The sequence below is a fragment of the Mesorhizobium sp. WSM4312 genome, assembly GCF_002294875.1.
GTDB lineage: Bacteria > Pseudomonadota > Alphaproteobacteria > Rhizobiales > Rhizobiaceae > Mesorhizobium.
Map to the genome: position 1 here is coordinate 1 of NZ_NSFU01000024.1, position 20,613 is coordinate 20,613.

The window sequence follows — 20,613 nt, forward strand, 5'->3', positions numbered from 1 at the left end:
GCTGGGCTCGGCGATGCCCTTGCTGGTGCTCGGCCCCTCGCTTGTGGCGAGCTTCGTCTACGTCTTCGTGTTCACCGGCTGGACGCTCTACATCTCGCTCTCGAACTCCTCGCTGCTGCCGACCTACGGCTTCGTCGGTCTGGACAACTATGCGTCACTCTGGGCGAACCGGCGCTGGAATATCGCTTACGACAACCTCTTTCTCTTCAGCGGCTTCTACATCGTCGGCTCGATGGCGGTGGGACTGCTGCTGGCGATCCTGATCGACCAGCGCGTGCGCGGAGAAGCGGTCTGGCGCACGATCTTCCTCTATCCGCTGGCCGTCTCCTTCATCGTCACCGGCACGGTCTGGAGTTGGCTCTACAACCCGACCGACGGTATCCAGGCGATGGTGCGCGGATTGGGCTGGACAAATTTCAGTTTCGCACTCGCCAGCGACCGACACTATGCGATCTATGCGGTGATCATCACCGGTGTCTGGCAGTCCTCAGGCTTTGCCATGGCGCTCTTCCTGGCGGGTCTGCGCTCGGTGGATGCGGACCTCGTCAAGGCCGCGCAGATCGACGGCGCATCGACCTTCCGCATCTATCGCAAAGTGCTTCTGCCAACGATTGCGCCGATCTTCCTGGCGGTCGCCGTCATCCAGATCCAATTCGCCATCAAGACCTTCGACCTCGTGGCGGCCCTCACGAAAGGGGGCCCTGGAATCTCGACCACGTTCCCTGCCATTTACGTCTATGACCTGATGTTCCAACGCGGCCAGATCGGCGAAGGCGCCGCGGCGGCCATCATGATGCTTGCCGCTCTTGCCGTGGTGCTGGTGCCGTATTCCCTCTGGGTGGTTTGGCGCCGGCGCAAGGAAGCCGGCCATGGCTGACGTCCCGCTGGACCAGACGCAGGATCATCACGCTGCCACAGTTGCGGCGCGCAGGCATTTCCTCACCCGCTTCGTCATCTATGGGCTGCTGGTTATCTTCGCGGCGATCTACCTGGTGCCATTGCTGGTCGTGGTGCTGAATTCATTCCGCGATCAGCAAGAGATCGCGCGCAACGGGTTGATCTCGCTGCCACGCAGTTTCCGCCTCGAAGCCTGGGGCCAGGCCTGGAGCACATATTGCATCGGCGGCACCTGCGAGGGCATGCAGCGCAACTTCTACAACTCTCTGAAAATGACGATCCCGGCGACAATCATCTCGACGGTGGTCGGCGCGATGAACGGTTACATCTTGTCGAAATGGCGCTTCAAGGGTTCGGAAGCGCTGTTCACCTGCATGCTGCTCGGCGTCTTCATTCCGGGCCAGATTTCGTTGATGCCCTGGGCGTTCATCCTCGGCAATCTGGGCCTCAGCAATTCCACCTACGGGCTCATCGTCATCCACGTCATCCAGGGCATTTCGTTCACCACGCTGTTCTGCCGCAACTACTACGTCAGCATCCCCGACGATCTGATCAAGGCGGCACGCATCGACGGCGCAGGCTTCTGGCGCATCTTCCGCAAGATCATTCTCCCGCTCTCCTCACCGATCCTGATCGTCACGGTGATCTGGCAGTTCACCGGCATCTGGAACGAATATCTGTTCGGTGTCGTCTTCACCTCCGGGCAGCAACAGCCGATCACGGCCGCACTCGTCGCGCTGACGGCAAGCGGCACCAATGTACGCGCCTACGATGTCATGAGCGCCGCCGTGCTAATCGGCGCGCTGCCGCCGCTGCTGATCTATCTCTTCGGCGGCAAGTATTTCGTCCGCGGCCTGACCCAGGGCGCGATCAAGTGAGGCGCGATCAAGTGAGCGTAGCCTATCTGATGTCGCCGATCGCCTCGACCGCCAAGAAAGGCATCGCATGTCGACATTGACCATCCGATCCCTGCGCAAGAACTACGGCTCGGTCGAGGTGCTGAAGGGCATCGATCTCGAGGCGCAGAACGGTGAGTTCATCGCGCTGGTCGGACCGTCCGGCTGCGGCAAGTCCACCTTGCTCGCGATGATCGCCGGGCTGGAAACCGTAACCTCCGGCGAGATCCGCATCGACGGCCGGCTGGTCAATTCGGTTGCGCCTAAGGACCGCGACATCGCCATGGTGTTCCAGTCCTACGCGCTTTACCCGACGATGACGGTGCGCGAGAACATCACCTTCGGCATGGAAAGCCGCCGCGTACCGAAGCCGCAGCAGGACGAGGCCGTCAAGCGGGTTGCAGCGTTCCTGCAGATCGAACCGCTGCTTGGGCGCAAGCCCGGACAGCTTTCGGGCGGCCAGCGCCAGCGTGTCGCGATGGGCCGGGCGCTGGTGCGTGATCCGAAACTGTTCCTGTTCGACGAGCCGCTCTCCAATCTCGACGCCAAGCTGCGCGTCGACATGCGTACCGAAATCAAGAAGCTGCATCACCGTGTCGGCAAGACGACGGTTTACGTCACGCATGATCAGGTCGAGGCGATGACGCTGGCCTCGCGCATCGCCGTGATGCATCAGGGCTCGGTCCAGCAATTCGATGAGCCGGCCACGATCTACAACCGTCCCGCCAACATGTTCGTCGCGGGCTTCATGGGTTCGCCGGCGATGAATTTTTTGCCGGCCGAACTGAGCCAGGAAGGCGGCCGCCCGACTGTTGTCTTGCCGACCGCCGACGGCAACACGGCCAGCCTGCCGATCGTCCAGGCGCTGCCGTCCCATACGCCGCGACAGCTCTTGCTGGGCATCCGGCCGGAGCACATCTACCGGTTTGATCCCGATCTTGCCCGTCGCAAGCCAAGCATCGCGCAAATCGATGCCGTGGTCGAACTGGTCGAGCCGACGGGTGCGGAGACCATGGCCGTTCTGCGCCTGGGCGGCAAGGAGATCACCGGTCGTTTCGACCCCGACGGCACGCCTCGGATGGGTGAGACGGTGACGCTCGGCATCGACATGGCGCGTGCCTGCTTGTTCGACCCGACGACCCAACGCCTGATCTGAAGAGAGTTCCGCTTTTGTCCTTTGCCACCTATCCGAGCCTGGCCGACCGTGTCGTGCTGATTACCGGCGGCGCGTCTGGCATCGGCGCCGACACGGTTCGCGCCTTCGCCGCCAATGGCGCACGCGTCGCGTTTCTCGATCTGCAGCAGGGGGCCGGCGAAGAGCTCGCGCGGGAAATCGCCGCCACGGCAACGCACCCGCCCCTATTCATGCGCTGCGACGTGACCGATATTGCCGCCCTCCGGGCTGCGATCGGCACGGTGCGCGACCGCGTCGGATCTGTCGCGGTACTGGTCAACAACGCCGCCGACGATAATCGCCACCCGGTCGCCGAGGTGACGCAAGAGTACTGGGACCACGCCCAGGACGTGAACCTCAGGCACCACTTCTTTGCCGCCCAGGCCGTGCATCCGCACATGAAGGAGTTGGGCTTTGGTTCGATCGTCAATTTTTCCTCGATCGCCTGGCGCTTCGGCGCGGCGGAGATGGCGGCCTATGCGACGGCCAAGGCCGCGGTGGTCGGGTTGACATTCGCGCTGGCTCGGGCGTTTGGCCCCGACAACATCCGTGTCAACGCCATTGAGCCGGGCGCCGTCATCACCGACCGGCAACGGCGGCTTTGGTACAAGACACAGGGCACGGTCGACCAGGTCGTGCAGCGCCAGATGATCCGCCGGGTTCTGCTGGGCGAGGAGATCGCGCGTACGGTGCTGTTCCTCGCCGCCGACGACAGCCGCATGATCACCAAGCAGTCGATCACCGTGGATGCCGGTCTGCGATGACGGCGAAACCCCAATCCAAGGATCGCTCCATGCTCCAGGTGGGCCTGAATCCCTACGGTCTGACCTATCATCTCGGCCTGCAGGCCCGCGGCACGCCACGCGCCAATCCCAAGCCGGCGGGGCTGGAGGGTTTCATCGCGCTTGCGACCGAGCTCGGCGCCAAGGTGCTGGAGATCTGGGTGCCATGGCTGACGGAGCTTTCCGACGATGCGGTCATCGCGCTACGCGAAAGGCTCGCTGGCCTCGGCATCACCCCGATCGTCAGCGGCGGCCTTTTGGTCGGTGAACCGCTCGATGATGCCTTTCGGGCCGCGCGCCTGCTCAAGGCCAAAATCATCCGAACGGCACTGACGCCGGTTCTGTGTGGCGACCGCAACGCTGCCGGCGAGAAATGGAGCGAGTTCGCCGGCATCATTCGCGCGAGATTGCAGGAATGGGGTCCGCGCGCGATTGCCGAAGGCCATGTCCTGGCGATCGAAAACCACCAGGACTTCACCAGCCAGGAACTCGCCGATTTCTGCGCACTCGGCGGCGAAGGCGTCGGCATCACCTTCGACACCGGCAACACATTCCCGGTCGGCGAAGCGCCGCTCGATTTTACGCGTCGGATCGCACCTTACGTCCGCCATGTCCACCTCAAGGACTACCGCGTGCAGTTCACGACCGAAGGCTACAGGCTGATCCGCTGTGCCATCGGCGATGGTGCAGTGCCGTTTGCCGAACTGTTCGCAGTTCTTGCCGAACACCACGATCGCATGACCGCCGTTCTCGAACCGGGTGCATTGGAGGCGCGGCATGTCCGCTTTCTCAGCGACGACTGGTGGTACGGCTATCCGCCGAAGACGGCGCGCGAATTTGCCGCCTGCCTGCGGGCCGCGCAGCGCAATCGGCTGCCCGATGATGCCGACTACCGCACCCCTTGGGAGCGCGAAGACGACGTTTCCCTCGTTTCCTATGAGCTCGACATGATCCGGCGCAGCGCCGCCAACATGCGCAACCTTGGTTTGATGAAAGTGGAGAAGATCTGATGACGGCACGTGAACTCGATGGATTGACCGCCTTCGTAACCGGGTCCGGCCGTGGCCTCGGTCGCGTGATGGCCGAGCGCCTGGCGGAACTCGGCGCCAATGTCGCGATCCATGACATGGACGAAACAGCGCCGGCCAAATACGGCGAGTTCGCCAATCTCGCAGAGGTGGCCGAGCGCCTGAAGCGTCATGGCACGAAGGTCACGTCGGTGACCGGCAACATTGGCGACCAGAAGGCGGTGGCCGAGATGAAGCGCAAGATCGAGGCCGATCTCGGCGACGTGCATGTGCTGGTCAATTGCGCCGGCGGCGACATCGGCGCCAAGGGCGGCAAGCCGAACCCGAACAACGCCCTCGACATCGAACTGGACGACATCCGTGTGCTCACCGAAAACAATCTGATCGGCACGATGCTGGTCTGCCAGGCCTTCGTGCCGCCCATGAAGCAGCGCGGCGGCGGCTCCGTCATCAACATCGCGTCGGCGGCAGCACATCTCGGCGTCTCACCCGAGGTCGTCTACTCGACGTTGAAGGCCGCGGTCGTGCATTACACGCGCTGCCTCGCCAAGGAGCTGATCGACGACGGCGTGCGCATCAATGCGGTCAGCCCTGGCGCCACCAAGACGGCCCGGTTCCAGGCAACCCGAGTGGTCGATCCGACGCGCATGGATTCGAGCAAGAAATCGCTAAACCGCTATGCGGAGCCGGAGGAGATCGCCGAGGCGGTGGCCTTTCTCGCCGGTCCGCGCGCGCGCTTCATCAACGGCCAGGTCATCCGCGTCGATGGTGGTTTCACCATCTTTCCAGGTTGAATGCGCGCCGACTACAGCGGCAGCCGCCCCTCAGGTGGAGGTTGCCACTTATGGGATAAGTAGATGGTACCGTTGGCTGGGATCGAACCAGCGACCTCCGGATCCACAATCCGGCGCTCTAACCAGCTGAGCTACAACGGCACATTTGCCTGAGCAGAATCTCTTCGGGAACTCGTCTCAAGCGATCCACTCTGTCGTTCGGCGATGCGTCCATACGGGCTTATGGATTTTAATTCAAGGCTTTTGCGAAGCAAAGGCCACTTCCCCACATGTCACGCAACAGTGGCGGTTCGCCGGGCAAAGAAAAAGGCCGGCGGGAGGAGGTGCCGGCCTTTTCCTGTTACGAGCCAGCGGGAGGAGGAGCTGGCTGGTCACCCCGGGGAGCAGAGGGAGGAGGTTCCACTCGCCGGGTATTTCGTGATGGCTACCACCATACGCCTGATCGTTTTTGAGAAAATGCGACCTTTTGTTGCATCCTCAGATCATGCGCAAATATTAGGCAGCCTTAATGTCCTTGATCGCCTTCTCGAAGGCGGTCTTGATCGGCTTGGAGACGTCTTCCGCCGCCTTGGAGGCAACGGCCTGGAAATCCTTGGCCTGCTCGACCGTCAACTCGACGCGCTTGCGCAGGAAAGCGGTCTGCAGTTCGACGACTTCCGACAGCGACTTGGCGCCGATCAGGGCTTCGAGATGCGAGAAGCCGGCTTCGGCATTGGCGCGCAGCGCCGCGATGGTCTTGAGCGACAGGTCGCTGGAAACAGTCTTGGCGGTCTCGTAGGTCGACTCCAGAGCCTTCTGGGTCTCCTCGGCGCCGGTCTTGAGCTTGGCATAGGCCTCCTTCGACTGCTCAACGCCCTTTTCGGCGAAAGCGCGCATCTGGTCGGTGGCCTTGGAAGCGTCGAAGCTCGGGAATTCAACGTTTTCGATGGTCTCGGCAGTTTTGGTCCTGGACATTTTCCATCCTTTTCAGCGGCAGCGGCTTTGACGGAAAGCCGTCTCGTTCATGTATGATGGCAATATAAAGGCAATTTTTGTGCATTGCAATATCTTTGTTGCAGTGCACCATAAATTTCTTTCTGGCCGTTAACCAAAAGCCCAGAAACCAGCCTTTGCACGTTCTGGCTTGTGGACCTTCGCGCCTTCGGCTTTTATTAACAAAGCGTTAACTGCAAATTTCGCCGCTCCGTGAGGGTTCGCCAAGCGCATGCCGTCCGAATATTCCTTCCTCGACGTCGCCGTGCTCGACGCGGTGCGCCAGCGCTTTGCCGCCGGCGACGCGATCGCGATCCTGTCGGTCGACCTGGAGCAGGTGATCTGGGCCAATGGGCCGGGCGCCGCGGTGTTCGGTTATCCCGACATCGAAGCGATCATCGGCGCCTCGGCACAGCTGCCGCTGATTGCCCGCCGCCAGATCATGGCGACCAGCGGCTTTCCCGAGATCGGCAGCGATCGCGGCATCACCGTCAGGCTGGCGACCGGCATGACCAGCAGGACCGTCGGCTTCCAGGCGAGTGCCGTGACGCTGCCCGACGGCGAGAAGGCGATCATGCTGGCGGTGCCGGCGGCGCAGACAGGCTCACGCGGTGCCGCCGAAATCGCCAGCCGGGCGATCAGCGGCTTCACCGAAGACGGCCATTTCATCGCCTTCATCGATGCCGGGGGCAATGTCGAGGCCGCGTCGGACGGCTTTTTGAAGCTCGGCATCCAGCCCGCGACGCTGGCCGCCCTGGTCGCCGATGTGGCCGCCGAGGGCGAACGCATTGTCAAGCGTCTCGTTCCGGGCGGCAACACTTCCTACCCCGCCGGGCTCGCGCGGCTGACGCCGGAGCGGCACCTCCTGGTTGTGATCGATGAGGATCAGCTCGGGGACCATGCGTCTGTCTCAGAAGCTTCGGCAGAACCCGCTCCTAAAGTAACGGAAAGCACCGCCGCACAATCCGATCCTCATCAGGACAATCAGCCGACGGCGGATGCTTCGCAGGCGGAGGCCGTCGAACGGTCACCTGGTACTGCCGAGATCGAGCCCGAGCCCGCCCCTTCCAAGCCGGCGCCTGAAGATATGCCGGAACGGGCCACGCAAGAGATTTCGGAGCCGACCGGACCGACTCCGGTTGCCGCCGACAATGATCAGCCGACAGCGGGCGGCACGCCGGCACAGCACGATCACTGGTACTTCAATGTCGGCGAGGATGACGCGCGACCCGCGCCTGCCGCGCCGGAAGCGAAAAATGTGGTCCAAGCGACCGGCGCCGAGGCTTCGGTGGACAGCGCGAAGGAGAGCGAGCCCGCCTCCCCGGCAGCCACGCCCCCAACTCGGACAATAGACCGCTCGGCAGCGCCGCTGCGCTTCGTCTGGCGCACCGACGCCGAAGGCAAGTTCAGCACGCTGTCGCCGGAATTCGCCGACATTGTCGGCAAGCCGGCAGCCGATGTGATCGGCCGGCGCTTCAGGGATGTCGCGGCGGCCTTCGGCCTTGACGCGTCCGGCGAGATCGCTGGCCTGCTGGAGCGGCGCGATACCTGGTCCGGCCGCTCCGTGCTATGGCCTGTCGTCGGCACCGAACTGAAGATCCCCGTCGACCTGGCGGCTTTGCCCGTCTATGGCCGCAGCCGCGCCTTCGAAGGTTTTCGCGGCTTCGGCGTTGCCCGGACCGGCGATGCGATCGTCGATCCGGAAGCGATCGGCATGGCCCTGTTGCCCAATGGCGAGCGGCCGGCGACGCCGGAACCGGAAACCGTGAAACCTCCGGCTGAGGAGCCGAAGGCGGACGAGTCGAAGGCCGAGGAACCAAATGCGGCGGATCCATTCAAGGGCGAGGTGCCGGCGCTGACCATCGTGCCGAAACAAGAGCGGCGCTTTGCCGACAAGGTCATCCGCCTGGCCGAACACCGGCAGCCGGCCAACGACAAAGGGCTGTCGACACTGGAACGCAGCGCCTTCCGTGAGATCGGCGAGCGGCTGAAGAAGGACAGTGCATCCACCGAGCCGCCGGAAGCCGAAAAGCCCGGCATCGAAAGCACGACGAAACCGGAGCCCAGCACACAGGTTGAGCCAGCGGCTGAAACAGCAGTGGAGGCCCCGGCCGCCAAGACGGAAACTCCGATCGAGGCCGTCTCCGATGTTGCGTCGACGCCTGAAGCCGCCCTGGATCAGGCGCCGGCAGAGGCCGGCGAAACCCCGGTGGCGGAACCGGAGAAGGACACGGTGCTGGCCGAACCATCCGAGACCGACGCCGAGGACGAGGCGGATCTCGCGCGGCTTGATGGCGGTCACCCGGACGACATGGTTCGCCAGGAGGACAGCGACACGCCGGCCAGCGCGACAGGCTCGCTGCTCAGCTATGCCGAGGCGAGCCCCGTCGCGGACAATGACGAGCCCACGGCCTCTGAACCGGTCACCACAGAATCGGAAAGTGACGAGCCCGCCGCAATCGACGATGAACCGGCAATTGCAGACGCCGGACATGTCGGGACCGACGACGATGAGAGCATGACGTCGGCCGATTTTCGCGATGCCGAGGACAGTGAGGACTGGGGCGACGGCGCGGAAACCGCTGCCACTGACGAGCAGCCCGCGACATTTGGCGGTGAAGCCGCAAGCGGCGGCGGCGAGAGCCCGGCCGAACGGCCACGCCTGAAAGTGCCGCCGCTCAAGACCGAAGGGATCGTGCCGTCGGCATTTTCCGTCGGCGACGAAAGTAAGGCTCCAGACACTTCGCTGCTCGGCAAGCTGCCGGTGCCGCTGCTCATCCATTCGGGCGATCAGTTGCATTATGCCAATGAGGAGTTCCTCGACCTGACCGGTTATGACACGCTCGAGGATCTCGAGGACGCCGGCGGCCTGGGTGCGCTGTTCGCCGATCCTTATGCCGATGACGGCACCTCCGACGGCAGCGACCGGGCACTGCGGCTGAAAACGCGCGATGGCCAGGAATTCCCGATCGACGCCATCCTGCGCTCCGTTCCCTGGCGCGACGGCAAGGCGCTGATGCTGGTCGTGCGCCGTTCCGGCGATGATGACGCGCCCGCAGCCCTGCACTTGGTCGGCGAAGAGCCGACACAACCCGACATTTCCGAGCTCAAGGCCCGCATCGCCGAGATGCGCACCATCATCGACACCGCTACCGACGGCGTCGTGCTGATCGGCAGCGACGGCACCATCCGCTCGATCAGCCGCCCGGCCGAAGCGCTGTTCGGTTTCGACAGCGACGAGGTGACCGGCAAGCCCTTCGCCTCGCTGTTCGCCATCGAAAGCCAGCGCGCGGCGCGCGACTATCTCACCGGGCTTTCCGAACCCGGCGTGGCGAGCGTCATGAATGACGGCCGCGAGGTGATCGGGCGCGAGGCGCAAGGGCGCTTCATCCCGCTGTTCATGACCATCGGCCGGCTGCCCAATGACAGCGGGTTCTGCGCTGTCGTGCGCGACATCACGCAGTGGAAGCGAGCCGAGGAAGATCTCACCCAGGCGCGCGCGGTGGCCGAACGGGCGTCCTCGCAGAAGACCGATTTCCTTGCCCGCATCAGCCACGAGATCCGCACGCCGCTCAATGCCATCATCGGCTTTTCCGAATTGATGGTCGACGAGAAGTTCGGGCCGGTCGCCAATGACCGCTACCGCGACTATCTGCGCGACATCAATCGCTCGGGCAACCATGTGCTCGACCTGGTCAACGACCTGCTAGACATCTCGAAGATCGAGGCCGGCCAGCAGGAAATGGCCTATGAGGCGGTCTCGCTCAACGACACGCTGGCCGAGACCGTGGCGATGATGCAGCCGCAGGCCAACCGCGAACGCGTCATCATCCGCTCCAGCTTCGCCTCGCGGCTGCCGGAAGTGGTGGCCGACCTGCGCTCCGTGCGCCAGATCGCGCTCAACATCCTGTCCAACGCCATTCGCTACACCCAGGCCGGCGGCCAGGTGATCGTCTCGACCGCCTATGAGACTTCAGGCGACGTCGTCATGCGGGTGCGCGACACGGGGATTGGCATGAGCCAGGCCGAGATCGAACAGGCGCTGAAGCCGTTCAAGCAGATCAACGCGCTGAAGCGCGGCCGCGGCGACGGCACCGGCCTTGGCCTGCCGCTGACCAAGGCGATGGTGGAAGCAAACCGCGCCCGCTTCACCATCAATTCGACGCCTGGCGAAGGCACGCTGGTCGAGGTCGCGTTTCCTTCGACCCGGGTGCTAGCGGAATAGCGAGTCCAAAAGAAAAGGCGCCCTGGAGGACGCCTTAAGAGATGGGATTGCTGTCACAACGGGGGCTTGAGCGAATTCAGATCCTCCGGGGGCAGAGGAACGGGATTTCTCCCTCAAGTTACATGCGACTATCGGGGCCGGGCCTTAACAAGTCCTTACCGGCTCGCCGAAAAATTTACGAATGTGTACCACTCGTGAAATCTAGGTAAATTCCCGCGACATGGTTCGTTAACCATCCCGATCGGGATCATTCGGCAAGCTGCGGCAGGTTCCTGAACAGCTCCAGCGCTTCCGGGTTGGCGAGCGCTTCCTTGTTCTTGATGGCGCGGCCATGCACGACGTCGCGCACGGCGAGTTCGGTGATCTTGCCCGACTTGGTGCGCGGAATATCCGTGACCGCGACGATCCTGGCCGGTACGTGACGCGGGCTGGCACCACTGCGTATCTTGGCGCGGATGCGTTTTTCCAGATCCTCGTCCAGTTGGACGCCCGCGGCCAGCCGCACGAACAGCACGACACGCACGTCATTGTCGAAATCCTGGCCGATGCACAGCGCTTCCAGGATTTCCGGCATCTGTTCGACCTGGTTGTAGATCTCCGCCGTGCCGATGCGCACCCCGCCCGGGTTGAGCGTAGCATCCGAGCGGCCATGGATGATCATGCCGCCATGCACCGTCCACTCAGCGAAATCGCCATGGCACCAGACATTGTCGAAACGCTCGAAATAGGCCGCCTGGTATTTCTTGCCGTCAGGGTCGTTCCAGAAGCCGATCGGCATCGACGGAAACGCCTTGGTGCAGACCAGTTCGCCCTTTTCCTGCCGGATCGGCCTGCCGTCGTCGTCCCAGACATCGACGGCCAGGCCAAGGCCGGGTCCCTGGATCTCGCCGGTCCATACCGGCTGGGTGGGCACGCCGAGCACGAAGCAGGAGACGATGTCGGTGCCGCCGGAAACCGAGGCGAGATGCACGTCCTGCTTGATGCCGTCGTAGACGAAGCGGAAATCCTCGGGCGACAGCGGCGAACCGGTGGAGGATATCGATCGCACGGTCGACAAATCATGGCTGCGGATCGGCTTGAGGCCGGCCTTGCGCACGGAATCGATGAACTTGGCCGAGGTGCCGAAGAAGGTCATCTTCTCGGCATCGGCGAAGTTGAACAGCACATTGCCGTCGGGGTAGAAGGGCGAACCGTCATAGAGCAGCAGCGTCGCCCCCGAAGCCAGGCCCGACACCAGCCAGTTCCACATCATCCAGCCGCAGGTGGTGAAATAGAAGAAGCGGTCGCCGTCGACGAGGCCGGCATGCAGCCGGTGTTCCTTGACATGCTGGATCAGCGTCCCACCGGCCGAGTGGACAATGCATTTGGGGATGCCGGTGGTTCCTGATGAAAACAGGATGTAGAGCGGATGCGAAAACGGCAGAGGTTCGAAGCTGACTGGCCTGGCGGCGTAGGGCGACAGCGCCTCTTCCATCGCCACCGCCTTGTCGATGGTTGCCGCCACATCGGCCGAAGTGCCGAGATAGTCGACAAGCAGCACCTTGCGGACACTGCCGAGCTTGGCCGCGACCGCCGCGACCTTGTCGGCGACCTCGATCGCCTTGCCATTGTACCAATAACCGTCGGGCGCGATGAAGATGACAGGCTCGATCTGGCCGAACCGGTCGAGCACGCCCTGTTCGCCGAAATCGGGAGAGCAGGATGACCACACCGCGCCGATGGAGGCCGCAGCCAGCATGGCGGCGACGGTCTCGGGCATGTTCGGCATCATCGCCGCGATGCGGTCGCCCTTCTTGACCTTGAGCGACAGGAAGAGCTGCTGCAGGCGCGAGACCAGGCCATGCAGTTGGTTCCAGGACAGCCGCCGCTCGACCTTGTCCTCGCCGCGAAAGACGATCGCCTCGCCCGCGCCGGTCTTCTTCAACAGGTTCTCGGCGAAATTCAACGTCGCGTCGGGAAAGAAGGAGGCACCGGGCATCTTGTCGCCGTCGGCCAGCAGGCGCTCGCCCTTTTCGCCGACAATGCCGGAAAAGTCCCAGACCAGGCTCCAGAAGGTCTCGCGATCCTCGACCGACCAGCGGTGAAGGTCGCCATAGGAGGCGAATGTGGCGCCGGCTTTCGCCTCCGCGACCTTCTGGAAAGCTGTCAATGGCGAAGCGTCGATCCGGTCTTGCGTCGGGGTCCAGAGCGGTACTTCGGCAGCCATGATCGGTCCTCCCACGGTCGTCATCGCTTATGCATATCGCAGCGCGGCAGAGCAAGATTTTGTTGGGCCGAAGCGCTCAGGTGTGCGCAAATGCCATCGCCGGGCCATAAAGACTTGAAATGCCTCAGTCCTAAGTCGTAGTGACGACTGGGGTTTTGCGTCAGGCGATTAATCGGAACGGAAGCATATAGGGCGAGATGCCATCATCCTTGATCCGCCGCGGAGTATGGGCGATCGGCGCTGCCGTGATCGTCATCGCTCTGGTGGTCGCAGCCCTGCCGCTGATCGCCTCGACGCGCATCGTGCGCGATCGCATCGCCTGGGAAATGAGCGCCTGGAGCGGCTTCCGGGTCGCCATCGAAGGCTCGCCGCGCATCGAGGTCTGGCCGAAATTCCGGGCGATCCTGACCGATGTCACGCTTTCGAAATGGACGGACACCGACGCGCCGCCGGTCGTCGAAGCCGAACGCGTCGAAATCGACCTATCGGCCATGGCGGCGTTGCAGGGCGACGTGGCGTTTTCCACGGCGCGGCTGGTGCGGCCGACGATCCGGGTCCAGCGCACCGCGGACGGCCTGTTCCTGCCCACTGCGCCGACCGGTGGGCGTATCGCGCGCTCCATCGACACGGCACGCGGCGTGGTCAGTGCCGATCCAGCCAAGCCCGACCTCGACAAGCTGCCGACAGATGCCTTCGGCACGGTTGAATTCAGGGACGGCCGCATGGTGACTTCCGTCAACGGAAAGGACGTGGAGATCCTGAGCAGCCTGAGCGGTCAGGCGACCTGGGCGGCGATGAACAGCAATGCGACGCTGTCGGCAACCGGAATCTGGCGCGGCGAAAGCGTCGCCCTCGACGCTGCCTCACAGAAGCCGCTGGTGCTGTTTGCCGGCGGTGTGGCGCCGCTCACTCTGTCTTTCAAGGCAGCACCCGCCACCTTCTCCTTCGACGGCACGGCCAGCATGTCCGACAACGCCTATTTCGACGGCCAGGTGAAGTTCGCGGCACCCTCATTGCGCCGTGTGCTGGAATGGTCGCAGGCCGGTATCGCGCCAAGTGCCGCGATCGGCTCGGTCAGCATTTCGAGCAAGGTCACGGCGTCGGCCGGACGCGTCAAGTTCGAGAACACGGCGCTGACGCTGGACAACAATCCGGGCATGGGCGCGCTCGACCTGTCGCTTGGCGACGCCCAACCCGTGATCTCGGGCACGCTCGCCTTCGACACGCTCGACCTCAGATCGTTTCTGTCCGCCTTCACCCCGCTGGGACCGGCGAGCGGGGCCGGCCCAGGTGACGTTGAGGCAAGTTTCGCCGACCGGGTCAATCTCGATCTGAGGCTGTCGGCGGCGCATGCCACGGCCGGAACGATCCAGCTTGCCGATGTCGCCGCAACCGCCCAGGTCAAGGACGGTCTTTCCGTCTTCGATATCTCCGACGCCTCGGCCTTTGGCGGCAATATCCAGACCAGCCTCCGATTCGACCGCAAGCCCGAGGGCACACAGGTCGAGATCCGGCTGCTTGCGTCCGATGTCGATGGCGGCGCGTTCGGCACGGCGGCGGGCATGACCCGACTGGTGCCGGTCGGCACGGGCACCGTTTCGGTCATCCTCAAGGGACCGGGCAGGACCTGGGATTCGATCTTTGAAAACGCCGACGGTTCGGTCTCGGCGACTTTCGGCCCCGGCGCTCTCAGCAAGTTCAACCTGCCGGCCTTTCTCAAGCATACCGAACAGGGCGGCTTCTTCGCGCTCGACGACGTCTCGGACGGCACGCTGCCGATCGACGGCGCCGAAGTGAAGGCAACCATTTCGCGAGGCGTGGCGAGGCTGGACAAGGCCGAGGCCAATTCGGCGAAATACAAGATCTGGCTTTCCGGCATCGCCTCCTATGCGGGGCGCGGACTGGCGCTGTCCGGCGGCGTCATCCAGCCGGACCAGGCGTCGGCGCAGAAGACCGGCCAGCAAGGCCCCAACCAGTCGTCCTTCTTCGTCGGCGGAACCTGGAGCACGCCGTTCATTTCGCCGATAAGCCGTGGCGTTTCGGGCGAATAGGAGCGCGCTTACGTTTCGTTGAGCATCAAACCGGCTTCGCCCTCGGGTCAGGCCCCAGGTCATGCTTTTCGCGATCACGCTTCCGTCCAGTTGAGCATGATCTTGCCCGAAAACCGGCTTCCACTTTTCGGGATCATGCTCAGCCGCGTTGCGCCGCCTGTTCGTCGAGCTGGCGTTGCACCTCACGACGCTTGTTGGCGATCGAAGCGATGATGACGCCGACCGCGACGACGGCGATCAGGATGGTGCAGGCGGCATTGATCTCCGGCGTCACGCCGAGACGGACCTGGCTGTAGATCTTCATCGGCAGCGTCGTGGCGCCCGGTCCAGAGGTGAAGCTGGCGATAACCAGATCGTCGAGCGACAGCGTGAAGGCCAGCATCCAGCCGGATACGATCGCCGGCAGGATCACCGGCAGCGTGATCTGGAAGAAGGTCTTGGCCGGCGTTGCGCCAAGATCCATCGCCGCCTCCTCCAACGACCGGTCGAAGGAAACCAGGCGCGACTGCACGACGACCGCCACGAAGCACATCGTCAGCGTGATGTGGGCGAGCGTCACCGTGAAGAAACCGCGGTCAAGCCCGACGGCAACGAAGAGCAGCAGCAGCGACAGGCCGGTGATGACTTCCGGCATGACGAGCGGGGCGAAGACCATGCCGGAGAACAGCACCCTGCCGTTGAACCGTGTGTAGCGCGTCAGGGTGAGTGCCGCCAGCGTGCCGAGCACGGTTGCCACAGTGGCCGAAATGACGCCGACACGCGCCGTCACCCAGGTGGCGTCCATCAGGCCCTGATTGTGGAACAGCGAGACGTACCATTTGGTCGAGAAGCCGCCCCAGACGGTGACGAGCTTGGATTCGTTGAAGGAGAAGACGATGAGCAGCACGATCGGCAGGTACAGGAAGGCAAAGCCAAGCACGATCGAGGTGACGTTGAAGCGGCTCCAGGTGGTGTTCATTTGCCCTGCTCCTGGGCACGCGCCTGTGCCTGCTGGAAAAGCATGATCGGCACGGTGAGCAGCAAAAGCAGGATGACGGCGACGGCCGACGAGACCGGCCAGTCGCGGTTGGCGAAGAACTCGTTCCACAGCGTCTTGCCGATCATCAGCGTCTGCGATCCGCCGAGCAGGTCGGGGATGACGAATTCGCCGACGGCCGGGATGAACACCAGCAGGCAGCCGGCTATGACGCCCGGCAGCGACAGCGGGAAGGTGATCTTCCAGAAAGCCGCGGTCGGCGGGCAGCCCAGATCCTTGGCCGCCTCGATCAGCGAGTAATCCATCTTTTCCAGCGACGAATAGAGCGGCAGGACCATGAAGGGCAGGTAGGAATAGACGATGCCGATGAAGATCGCCGTATAGGTGTTGAGGATGACCAGCGGCTGGTTGATGATATGCAGCGACAAGAGCAGCTGGTTGAGCAGGCCCTCGGGCTTCAGAATGCCGATCCAGGCATAGACGCGGATCAGGAACGACGTCCAGAACGGCAGGATGACCAGCATCAGCAAGGTCGGGCGGATGGTAGCCGGCGCGCGCGCCATTCCATAGGCTATCGGGTAGCCCACCAGCAGCGTCAGCACGGTCGAAATGGCGGCGATGATCAGGCTGGTGATGTAGGCCTTGAAATAGAGCGCGTCCTGCGTCAGCCAGACATAGTTGTCGAAGTTGAGGTCGCGGAACCCGGCGAAGAAGCCGGAGACGCCGTCGCTGAAGTCGAGCACCGGCGTGTAGGGCGGCATGGCGATCGCCGTCTGCGACAATGAAATCTTGAAGACGATGACGAAGGGGATGAGGAAGAAGAACAGCAGCCAGAGGTAGGGGACGATGATGACGAGCCGGTTGATGAAACCGGCACCCAGCCGCGTCAGGAACGGCTTGGCGGCGGCCGGTGGCGCGGCGGCATCGGCGACGGCGATGTTGGACATATCAGCCCCCTACCGCGCCAGCACGACGCCGGCATCGGGCCGGAAGGATACCCAGGCGCGGTCGTTCCAGGTCAGCGGATCCTCGGTCACGCGCGCCGCGTTCAAGGCGCTTGCCCGCACGATCTGCCCATCGTCGAGCCTGATGTGGTAGACGGTCATGTCACCGAGATAGGCAACGTCATAGACCTCGCCTTCCAGCGCGTTGACCGCATCGGCCGGCTTCTTCGACGAGACCTTGATCTTTTCCGGCCTGATGGCGAAGACGATATCGGCATTGGCCGCGGCCGCGGCACCGCCATTCTGGACGACGATCTGGGCACCGCTCGGTCCGGTGATGCGGGTGGTGTTGGCCGACCGCTCGGCGACCTTGCCCTCGAACATGTTCACATTGCCGACGAAATGGGCGACGAAGCGCGAGGCCGGGGCTTCATAGACTTCCGCGGGTGTCGCCACCTGCATGACCTCGCCCTTGTCCATGATGGCGATGCGATCGGCCATGGTCATCGCCTCTTCCTGGTCGTGGGTGACGACCACGAAGGTGAGACCGAGCTCCTGCTGCAAGTCCATCAGTTCGAACTGGGTTTCCTCGCGCAGCTTCTTGTCGAGCGCGCCGAGCGGCTCGTCGAGCAGCAGCACCTTCGGCCGCTTGGCGACCGAGCGGGCGAGAGCAACGCGCTGGCGCTGACCACCGGAGAGCTGGTGCGGCTTGCGCTTGGCGAACTGCTCGAGCTTGACCAGCTTCAGCATCTCGGCAACGCGCTTTTCGATATCGGGCTTGGGCATGCCTTCCTGCTTGAGGCCGAAGGCGATGTTGTTCTCCACCGTCATATGCGGGAACAGCGCATAGGACTGGAACATCATGTTGACCGGCCGGCGATAGGGCGGGATGCCGCGCAGATCCTGGCCATCGAGCAGGATGCGGCCGGCCGTCGGTTCCTCGAAACCGGCAAGCATCCGCAGCAGCGTCGACTTTCCGCAACCCGAGGCGCCGAGCAGGGCGAAGAACTCGCGCTCGAAAATGGTCAGCGACAGATTGTTGACGGCGGTGAAGTCACCGAACTTCTTGGTGACGTTGTCGAACTGGATGTATGGCTTGGCGTTCGGGTCGTTCCATGGCGCGAAATCCCTGCGGATGCTGCCAAGCGATTTCATATCCCCACTCCGTTTTGCTTCCTGCTTCGTGCCCCAAGAACGCGACCCCGGCAGTTGTCTGCCGAGGTCGCTTCAGATGCTTATTGGCCGGTAACGATCTTGGTCCAGGTGCGCGTGATGACGCGCTGGGTCTTGGGATCATAAGGGGAGACCGTGTAGAGCTTCTGCAAGGTCGCGTCGTCGGGATAGACGGCCGGGTCGCTCAGCAGTGCCTTGTCGACGAACTGCTGCGAGGCCTTGTTGCCGTTCGCGTAGAGCACGGCGTTCGACGATTTGGCGATCACTTCCGGCGTCATCATGTAGTCGAGGAATTCATGCGCTTCGGCGACATGCGGCGCATCGGCGGGGATCGCCATCTGGTCAAACCACATCTGGGCGCCGTCCTTAGGCACGGAATAGCCGATCTCCACGCCCTGCTTGGCCTCGACCGCGCGGTTGCGCGCCTGGAAGACGTCACCCGACCAGCCGACCGCCAGGCAGATGTCGCCATTGGCGAGCGCATTGATGTACTCCGACGAGTGGAACTTCCTGATGAAGGGGCGGACCTTCATCAGGGCTTCCTCGGCCTTGGCGATGTCGTCGGGCGAGGTGCTGTTCGGGTCGAGGCCGACATATTTCAGCGCCGCCGGAATGATGTCGGCCGGCGAATCCAGCACATAGACACCGCAATCCTTCAGCTTGGCGAGACTTTCGGGATTGAAGAACACGTCCCAGCTGTCGATCTTGTCGGTGCCGAGCGCTGCCTGCACCTTCTTGATGTTGTAGCCGATGCCGACCGTGCCCCACATGTAGTTGATCGAATACTCATTGCCGGGGTCGTATTTGGCGGTTCTTTGCGAAACCGTATCCCACATGTTGGAGAGGTTCGGCAGTTTCGACTTGTCGAGCTTCTGGAAAACGCCGGCCTGGATCTGGCGGGCCAGGAAATTGCCGCTCGGCACGACCACATCATAGCCGCTGCCACCGGCCAGCAATTTGGTTTCCAGGATCTCGTTGGAATCGAACGTGTCGTAGACGACCTTGATGCCGGTCTTCTTGGTGAAGTCGTCGATGATCGTCGGGTCGATATAATCGGACCAGTTGAAGACGTTGACGACGCGGTCCTCGGCATGCCCGGCGGGCGTGAACAATGTCAGAAATACCGAGGTCGCCGAAAGCCAGAGCGCTTTGCGGATCATGCTATTCTCCTTTGGTGAGTGTTCCTTCGCCGGCTCGTCGCGAACCCGCGCGACCGGGCATTTGTTTCAGACTATTGAGCTTTCCAGAAAGCGACAAGCGCGAACCGCCGACACCATGCAGGCGGTTCGATGAGCGGCAGGTGATGGCTCTGTGTCTCTGCAGCGGCCCGGGTGGCGTGCCGATGCCGTCAAAGGCTTTCGCCGTGGCGCGGGCAGAGATACGACGATGTGGTCCGGTCTCAATCTGACCGGCAGGGAGACTTGGCAAGATACGCCTGTCTTGTTGTTGCCGTAGTCTCAGCCTGCCCGCGCGGCAGCGAATTTGTCAATGGCAAAGCTGCACGCCGCATCAATTAGGCGACGGCACCCCGGTGACCCCCGCGCGCTCGGGCCGTGCCTGGCGCTTGAACTCGAGCCCGATATGGACGAGCAGCGCGGTGACCACCACGGCGCCGCCAATGATGGTGCGCCCGGACGGCACCTCGGAATGGATGAGCCAGACCCATATCGGCCCAAGGATCGGCTCGAAGGTGCCGAGCAGTGCCGCGATGGCCGCCGGGATCAATCGCGCGCCGGTGGCAAAGAAGGCAAGACCAATGCCGAGATTGACCACGCCGAAGGCGAAGAGAAAGCCCATGTCGGCGGCTGACACTGTGAAGGTAGACGCCTGCGAGGCGGCAAAGCCCGCGGCCAGGATCGTGCCGAGACAGGTCGCCGGCGTCATGCGCACGCTGGCGAACCGCCTTGTGATGACGGTGGCGACCGAGAACATCAAAGCGATCAGCAGCGCCAGCCCGTCGCCTATGGGCGAGACGGCGCCATCAAGCGATTCAGACACCATGATGGCAACGCCGGCAATGACGGCGGCAATCGCCACCCAGGTCACGGCACTGACACGTTCGCGAAACAAGGCCCAGGCCAACAGCGCCGCCAGAAGCGGCACGCCGGCCTGCATCAAGAGGATGTTGGCGACGGTGGTGTAGACGAGTGCCACGACGAAGGCGGTCGATGCGATGGCGAAACAGAACCCGACGGCAAGGCCAGGCAGTCCCATGTCGCGAAACGATTTCAGCATGCCGCGCCAGCCGTCACGCCAGGTCATAAAAGAGAGCAGGAAGGCGGCGGCCCAGACGGAGCGCCAGAAAATAACCGTCCAGCTGTCGCCGACAGTGATGAAGCGGGCGATGGTGCCGCCGAAACTCCACATCAGCGCCGACAGGAAGACCAGAAGCATGCCGACACGTTCCTCGCGCGGCGAGGAAGTCGATGCAACAAGGCCCGGCGATGATGCTGCGTCTGTCATGGCCGCGACTGTCGAGCTTTTGTGGACGGGGC

The 20,613-nt window shown here is 63.3% G+C and carries 15 protein-coding genes and 1 tRNA gene; 8 read left to right on the top strand and 8 right to left on the bottom strand.

What is annotated here, in order from left to right:
- The first annotated feature begins 13 nt into the window (after window positions 1–13).
- The 6 genes from CK228_RS29965 (at window position 14) to CK228_RS29990 (ending at window position 5,571) form a co-directional block, all read left to right on the top strand.
- A complete protein-coding gene (locus CK228_RS29965; protein ID WP_245438141.1) occupies window positions 14–877 on the top strand; it encodes a sugar ABC transporter permease in 864 nt (287 codons plus the stop codon).
- The gene (locus tag CK228_RS29970) at window positions 870–1,775 is read left to right on the top strand and encodes a carbohydrate ABC transporter permease (protein ID WP_095790156.1); all 906 of its coding nucleotides are present in this window, start codon (window positions 870–872) and stop codon (window positions 1,773–1,775) included. The genes CK228_RS29965 and CK228_RS29970 overlap by 8 nt, the downstream gene beginning before the upstream one ends.
- 67 nt (window positions 1,776–1,842) lie before the next feature.
- Entirely contained in the window at window positions 1,843–2,949 is a 1,107-nt protein-coding gene (gene ugpC / locus CK228_RS29975; RefSeq protein WP_095790157.1) for a sn-glycerol-3-phosphate ABC transporter ATP-binding protein UgpC, read from the top strand.
- 14 nt (window positions 2,950–2,963) lie between these two features.
- Entirely contained in the window at window positions 2,964–3,731 is a 768-nt protein-coding gene (locus CK228_RS29980; protein ID WP_095790158.1) for an SDR family oxidoreductase, read from the top strand.
- A gap of 29 nt (window positions 3,732–3,760) precedes the next feature.
- A complete protein-coding gene (locus CK228_RS29985; protein ID WP_095790159.1) occupies window positions 3,761–4,759 on the top strand; it encodes a sugar phosphate isomerase/epimerase in 999 nt (332 codons plus the stop codon).
- Window positions 4,759–5,571 (top strand): SDR family oxidoreductase, encoded by an 813-nt coding sequence (locus tag CK228_RS29990; RefSeq protein WP_095775502.1) that lies wholly within the window; start codon window positions 4,759–4,761, stop codon window positions 5,569–5,571. The genes CK228_RS29985 and CK228_RS29990 overlap by 1 nt, the downstream gene beginning before the upstream one ends.
- Before the next feature lie 64 nt (window positions 5,572–5,635).
- On the opposite strand, the gene CK228_RS29995 is transcribed toward CK228_RS29990, so the two are convergent.
- Both CK228_RS29995 and CK228_RS30000 read right to left on the bottom strand, forming a co-directional pair.
- Window positions 5,636–5,712, bottom strand: a tRNA-His gene (locus CK228_RS29995).
- A gap of 354 nt (window positions 5,713–6,066) precedes the next feature.
- Window positions 6,067–6,525, bottom strand: coding sequence for a phasin (locus CK228_RS30000; protein WP_095775501.1), 459 nt, complete (start codon window positions 6,523–6,525; stop codon window positions 6,067–6,069).
- A gap of 250 nt (window positions 6,526–6,775) precedes the next feature.
- Between CK228_RS30000 and CK228_RS30005 the strand changes: the two genes are divergently transcribed.
- The gene (locus tag CK228_RS30005; RefSeq protein WP_095790160.1) at window positions 6,776–10,768 is read left to right on the top strand and encodes a PAS domain S-box protein; all 3,993 of its coding nucleotides are present in this window, start codon (window positions 6,776–6,778) and stop codon (window positions 10,766–10,768) included.
- A gap of 247 nt (window positions 10,769–11,015) precedes the next feature.
- On the opposite strand, the gene CK228_RS30010 is transcribed toward CK228_RS30005, so the two are convergent.
- On the bottom strand, window positions 11,016–12,974 hold the full coding sequence (locus CK228_RS30010; protein ID WP_095790206.1) for an acetoacetate--CoA ligase: 1,959 nt from the start codon (window positions 12,972–12,974) through the stop codon (window positions 11,016–11,018).
- A 197-nt stretch (window positions 12,975–13,171) separates the two neighbouring features.
- On the opposite strand from CK228_RS30010, the gene CK228_RS30015 reads away from it, so the two are divergent.
- Entirely contained in the window at window positions 13,172–15,025 is a 1,854-nt protein-coding gene (locus CK228_RS30015; protein ID WP_095790161.1) for an AsmA family protein, read from the top strand.
- A 139-nt stretch (window positions 15,026–15,164) separates the two neighbouring features.
- Here CK228_RS30015 and CK228_RS30020 read toward each other — a convergent pair whose 3' ends face one another.
- The 5 genes from CK228_RS30020 to CK228_RS30040 all read right to left on the bottom strand — a co-directional run bounded on the left by CK228_RS30020 (window position 15,165) and on the right by CK228_RS30040 (window position 20,581).
- Window positions 15,165–15,983 (bottom strand): ABC transporter permease subunit, encoded by an 819-nt coding sequence (locus tag CK228_RS30020; protein ID WP_095775498.1) that lies wholly within the window; start codon window positions 15,981–15,983, stop codon window positions 15,165–15,167.
- On the bottom strand, window positions 15,980–16,948 hold the full coding sequence (locus CK228_RS30025; protein ID WP_095790162.1) for an ABC transporter permease subunit: 969 nt from the start codon (window positions 16,946–16,948) through the stop codon (window positions 15,980–15,982). Before CK228_RS30025 ends, CK228_RS30020 begins: the two co-directional genes overlap by 4 nt.
- 9 nt (window positions 16,949–16,957) lie before the next feature.
- The gene (locus CK228_RS30030; RefSeq protein WP_095790163.1) at window positions 16,958–18,100 is read right to left on the bottom strand and encodes an ABC transporter ATP-binding protein; all 1,143 of its coding nucleotides are present in this window, start codon (window positions 18,098–18,100) and stop codon (window positions 16,958–16,960) included.
- A gap of 80 nt (window positions 18,101–18,180) precedes the next feature.
- Window positions 18,181–19,278 carry a polyamine ABC transporter substrate-binding protein gene (locus CK228_RS30035; RefSeq protein ID WP_095790164.1) on the bottom strand — a complete coding sequence of 366 codons (1,098 nt, stop codon included), beginning with the start codon at window positions 19,276–19,278 and terminating at the stop codon, window positions 18,181–18,183.
- A 349-nt stretch (window positions 19,279–19,627) separates the two neighbouring features.
- Window positions 19,628–20,581, bottom strand: a complete 954-nt coding sequence (locus CK228_RS30040) for a DMT family transporter (RefSeq protein WP_095790165.1) — start codon at window positions 20,579–20,581, stop codon at window positions 19,628–19,630.
- Window positions 20,582–20,613: the final 32 nt, after the last annotated feature.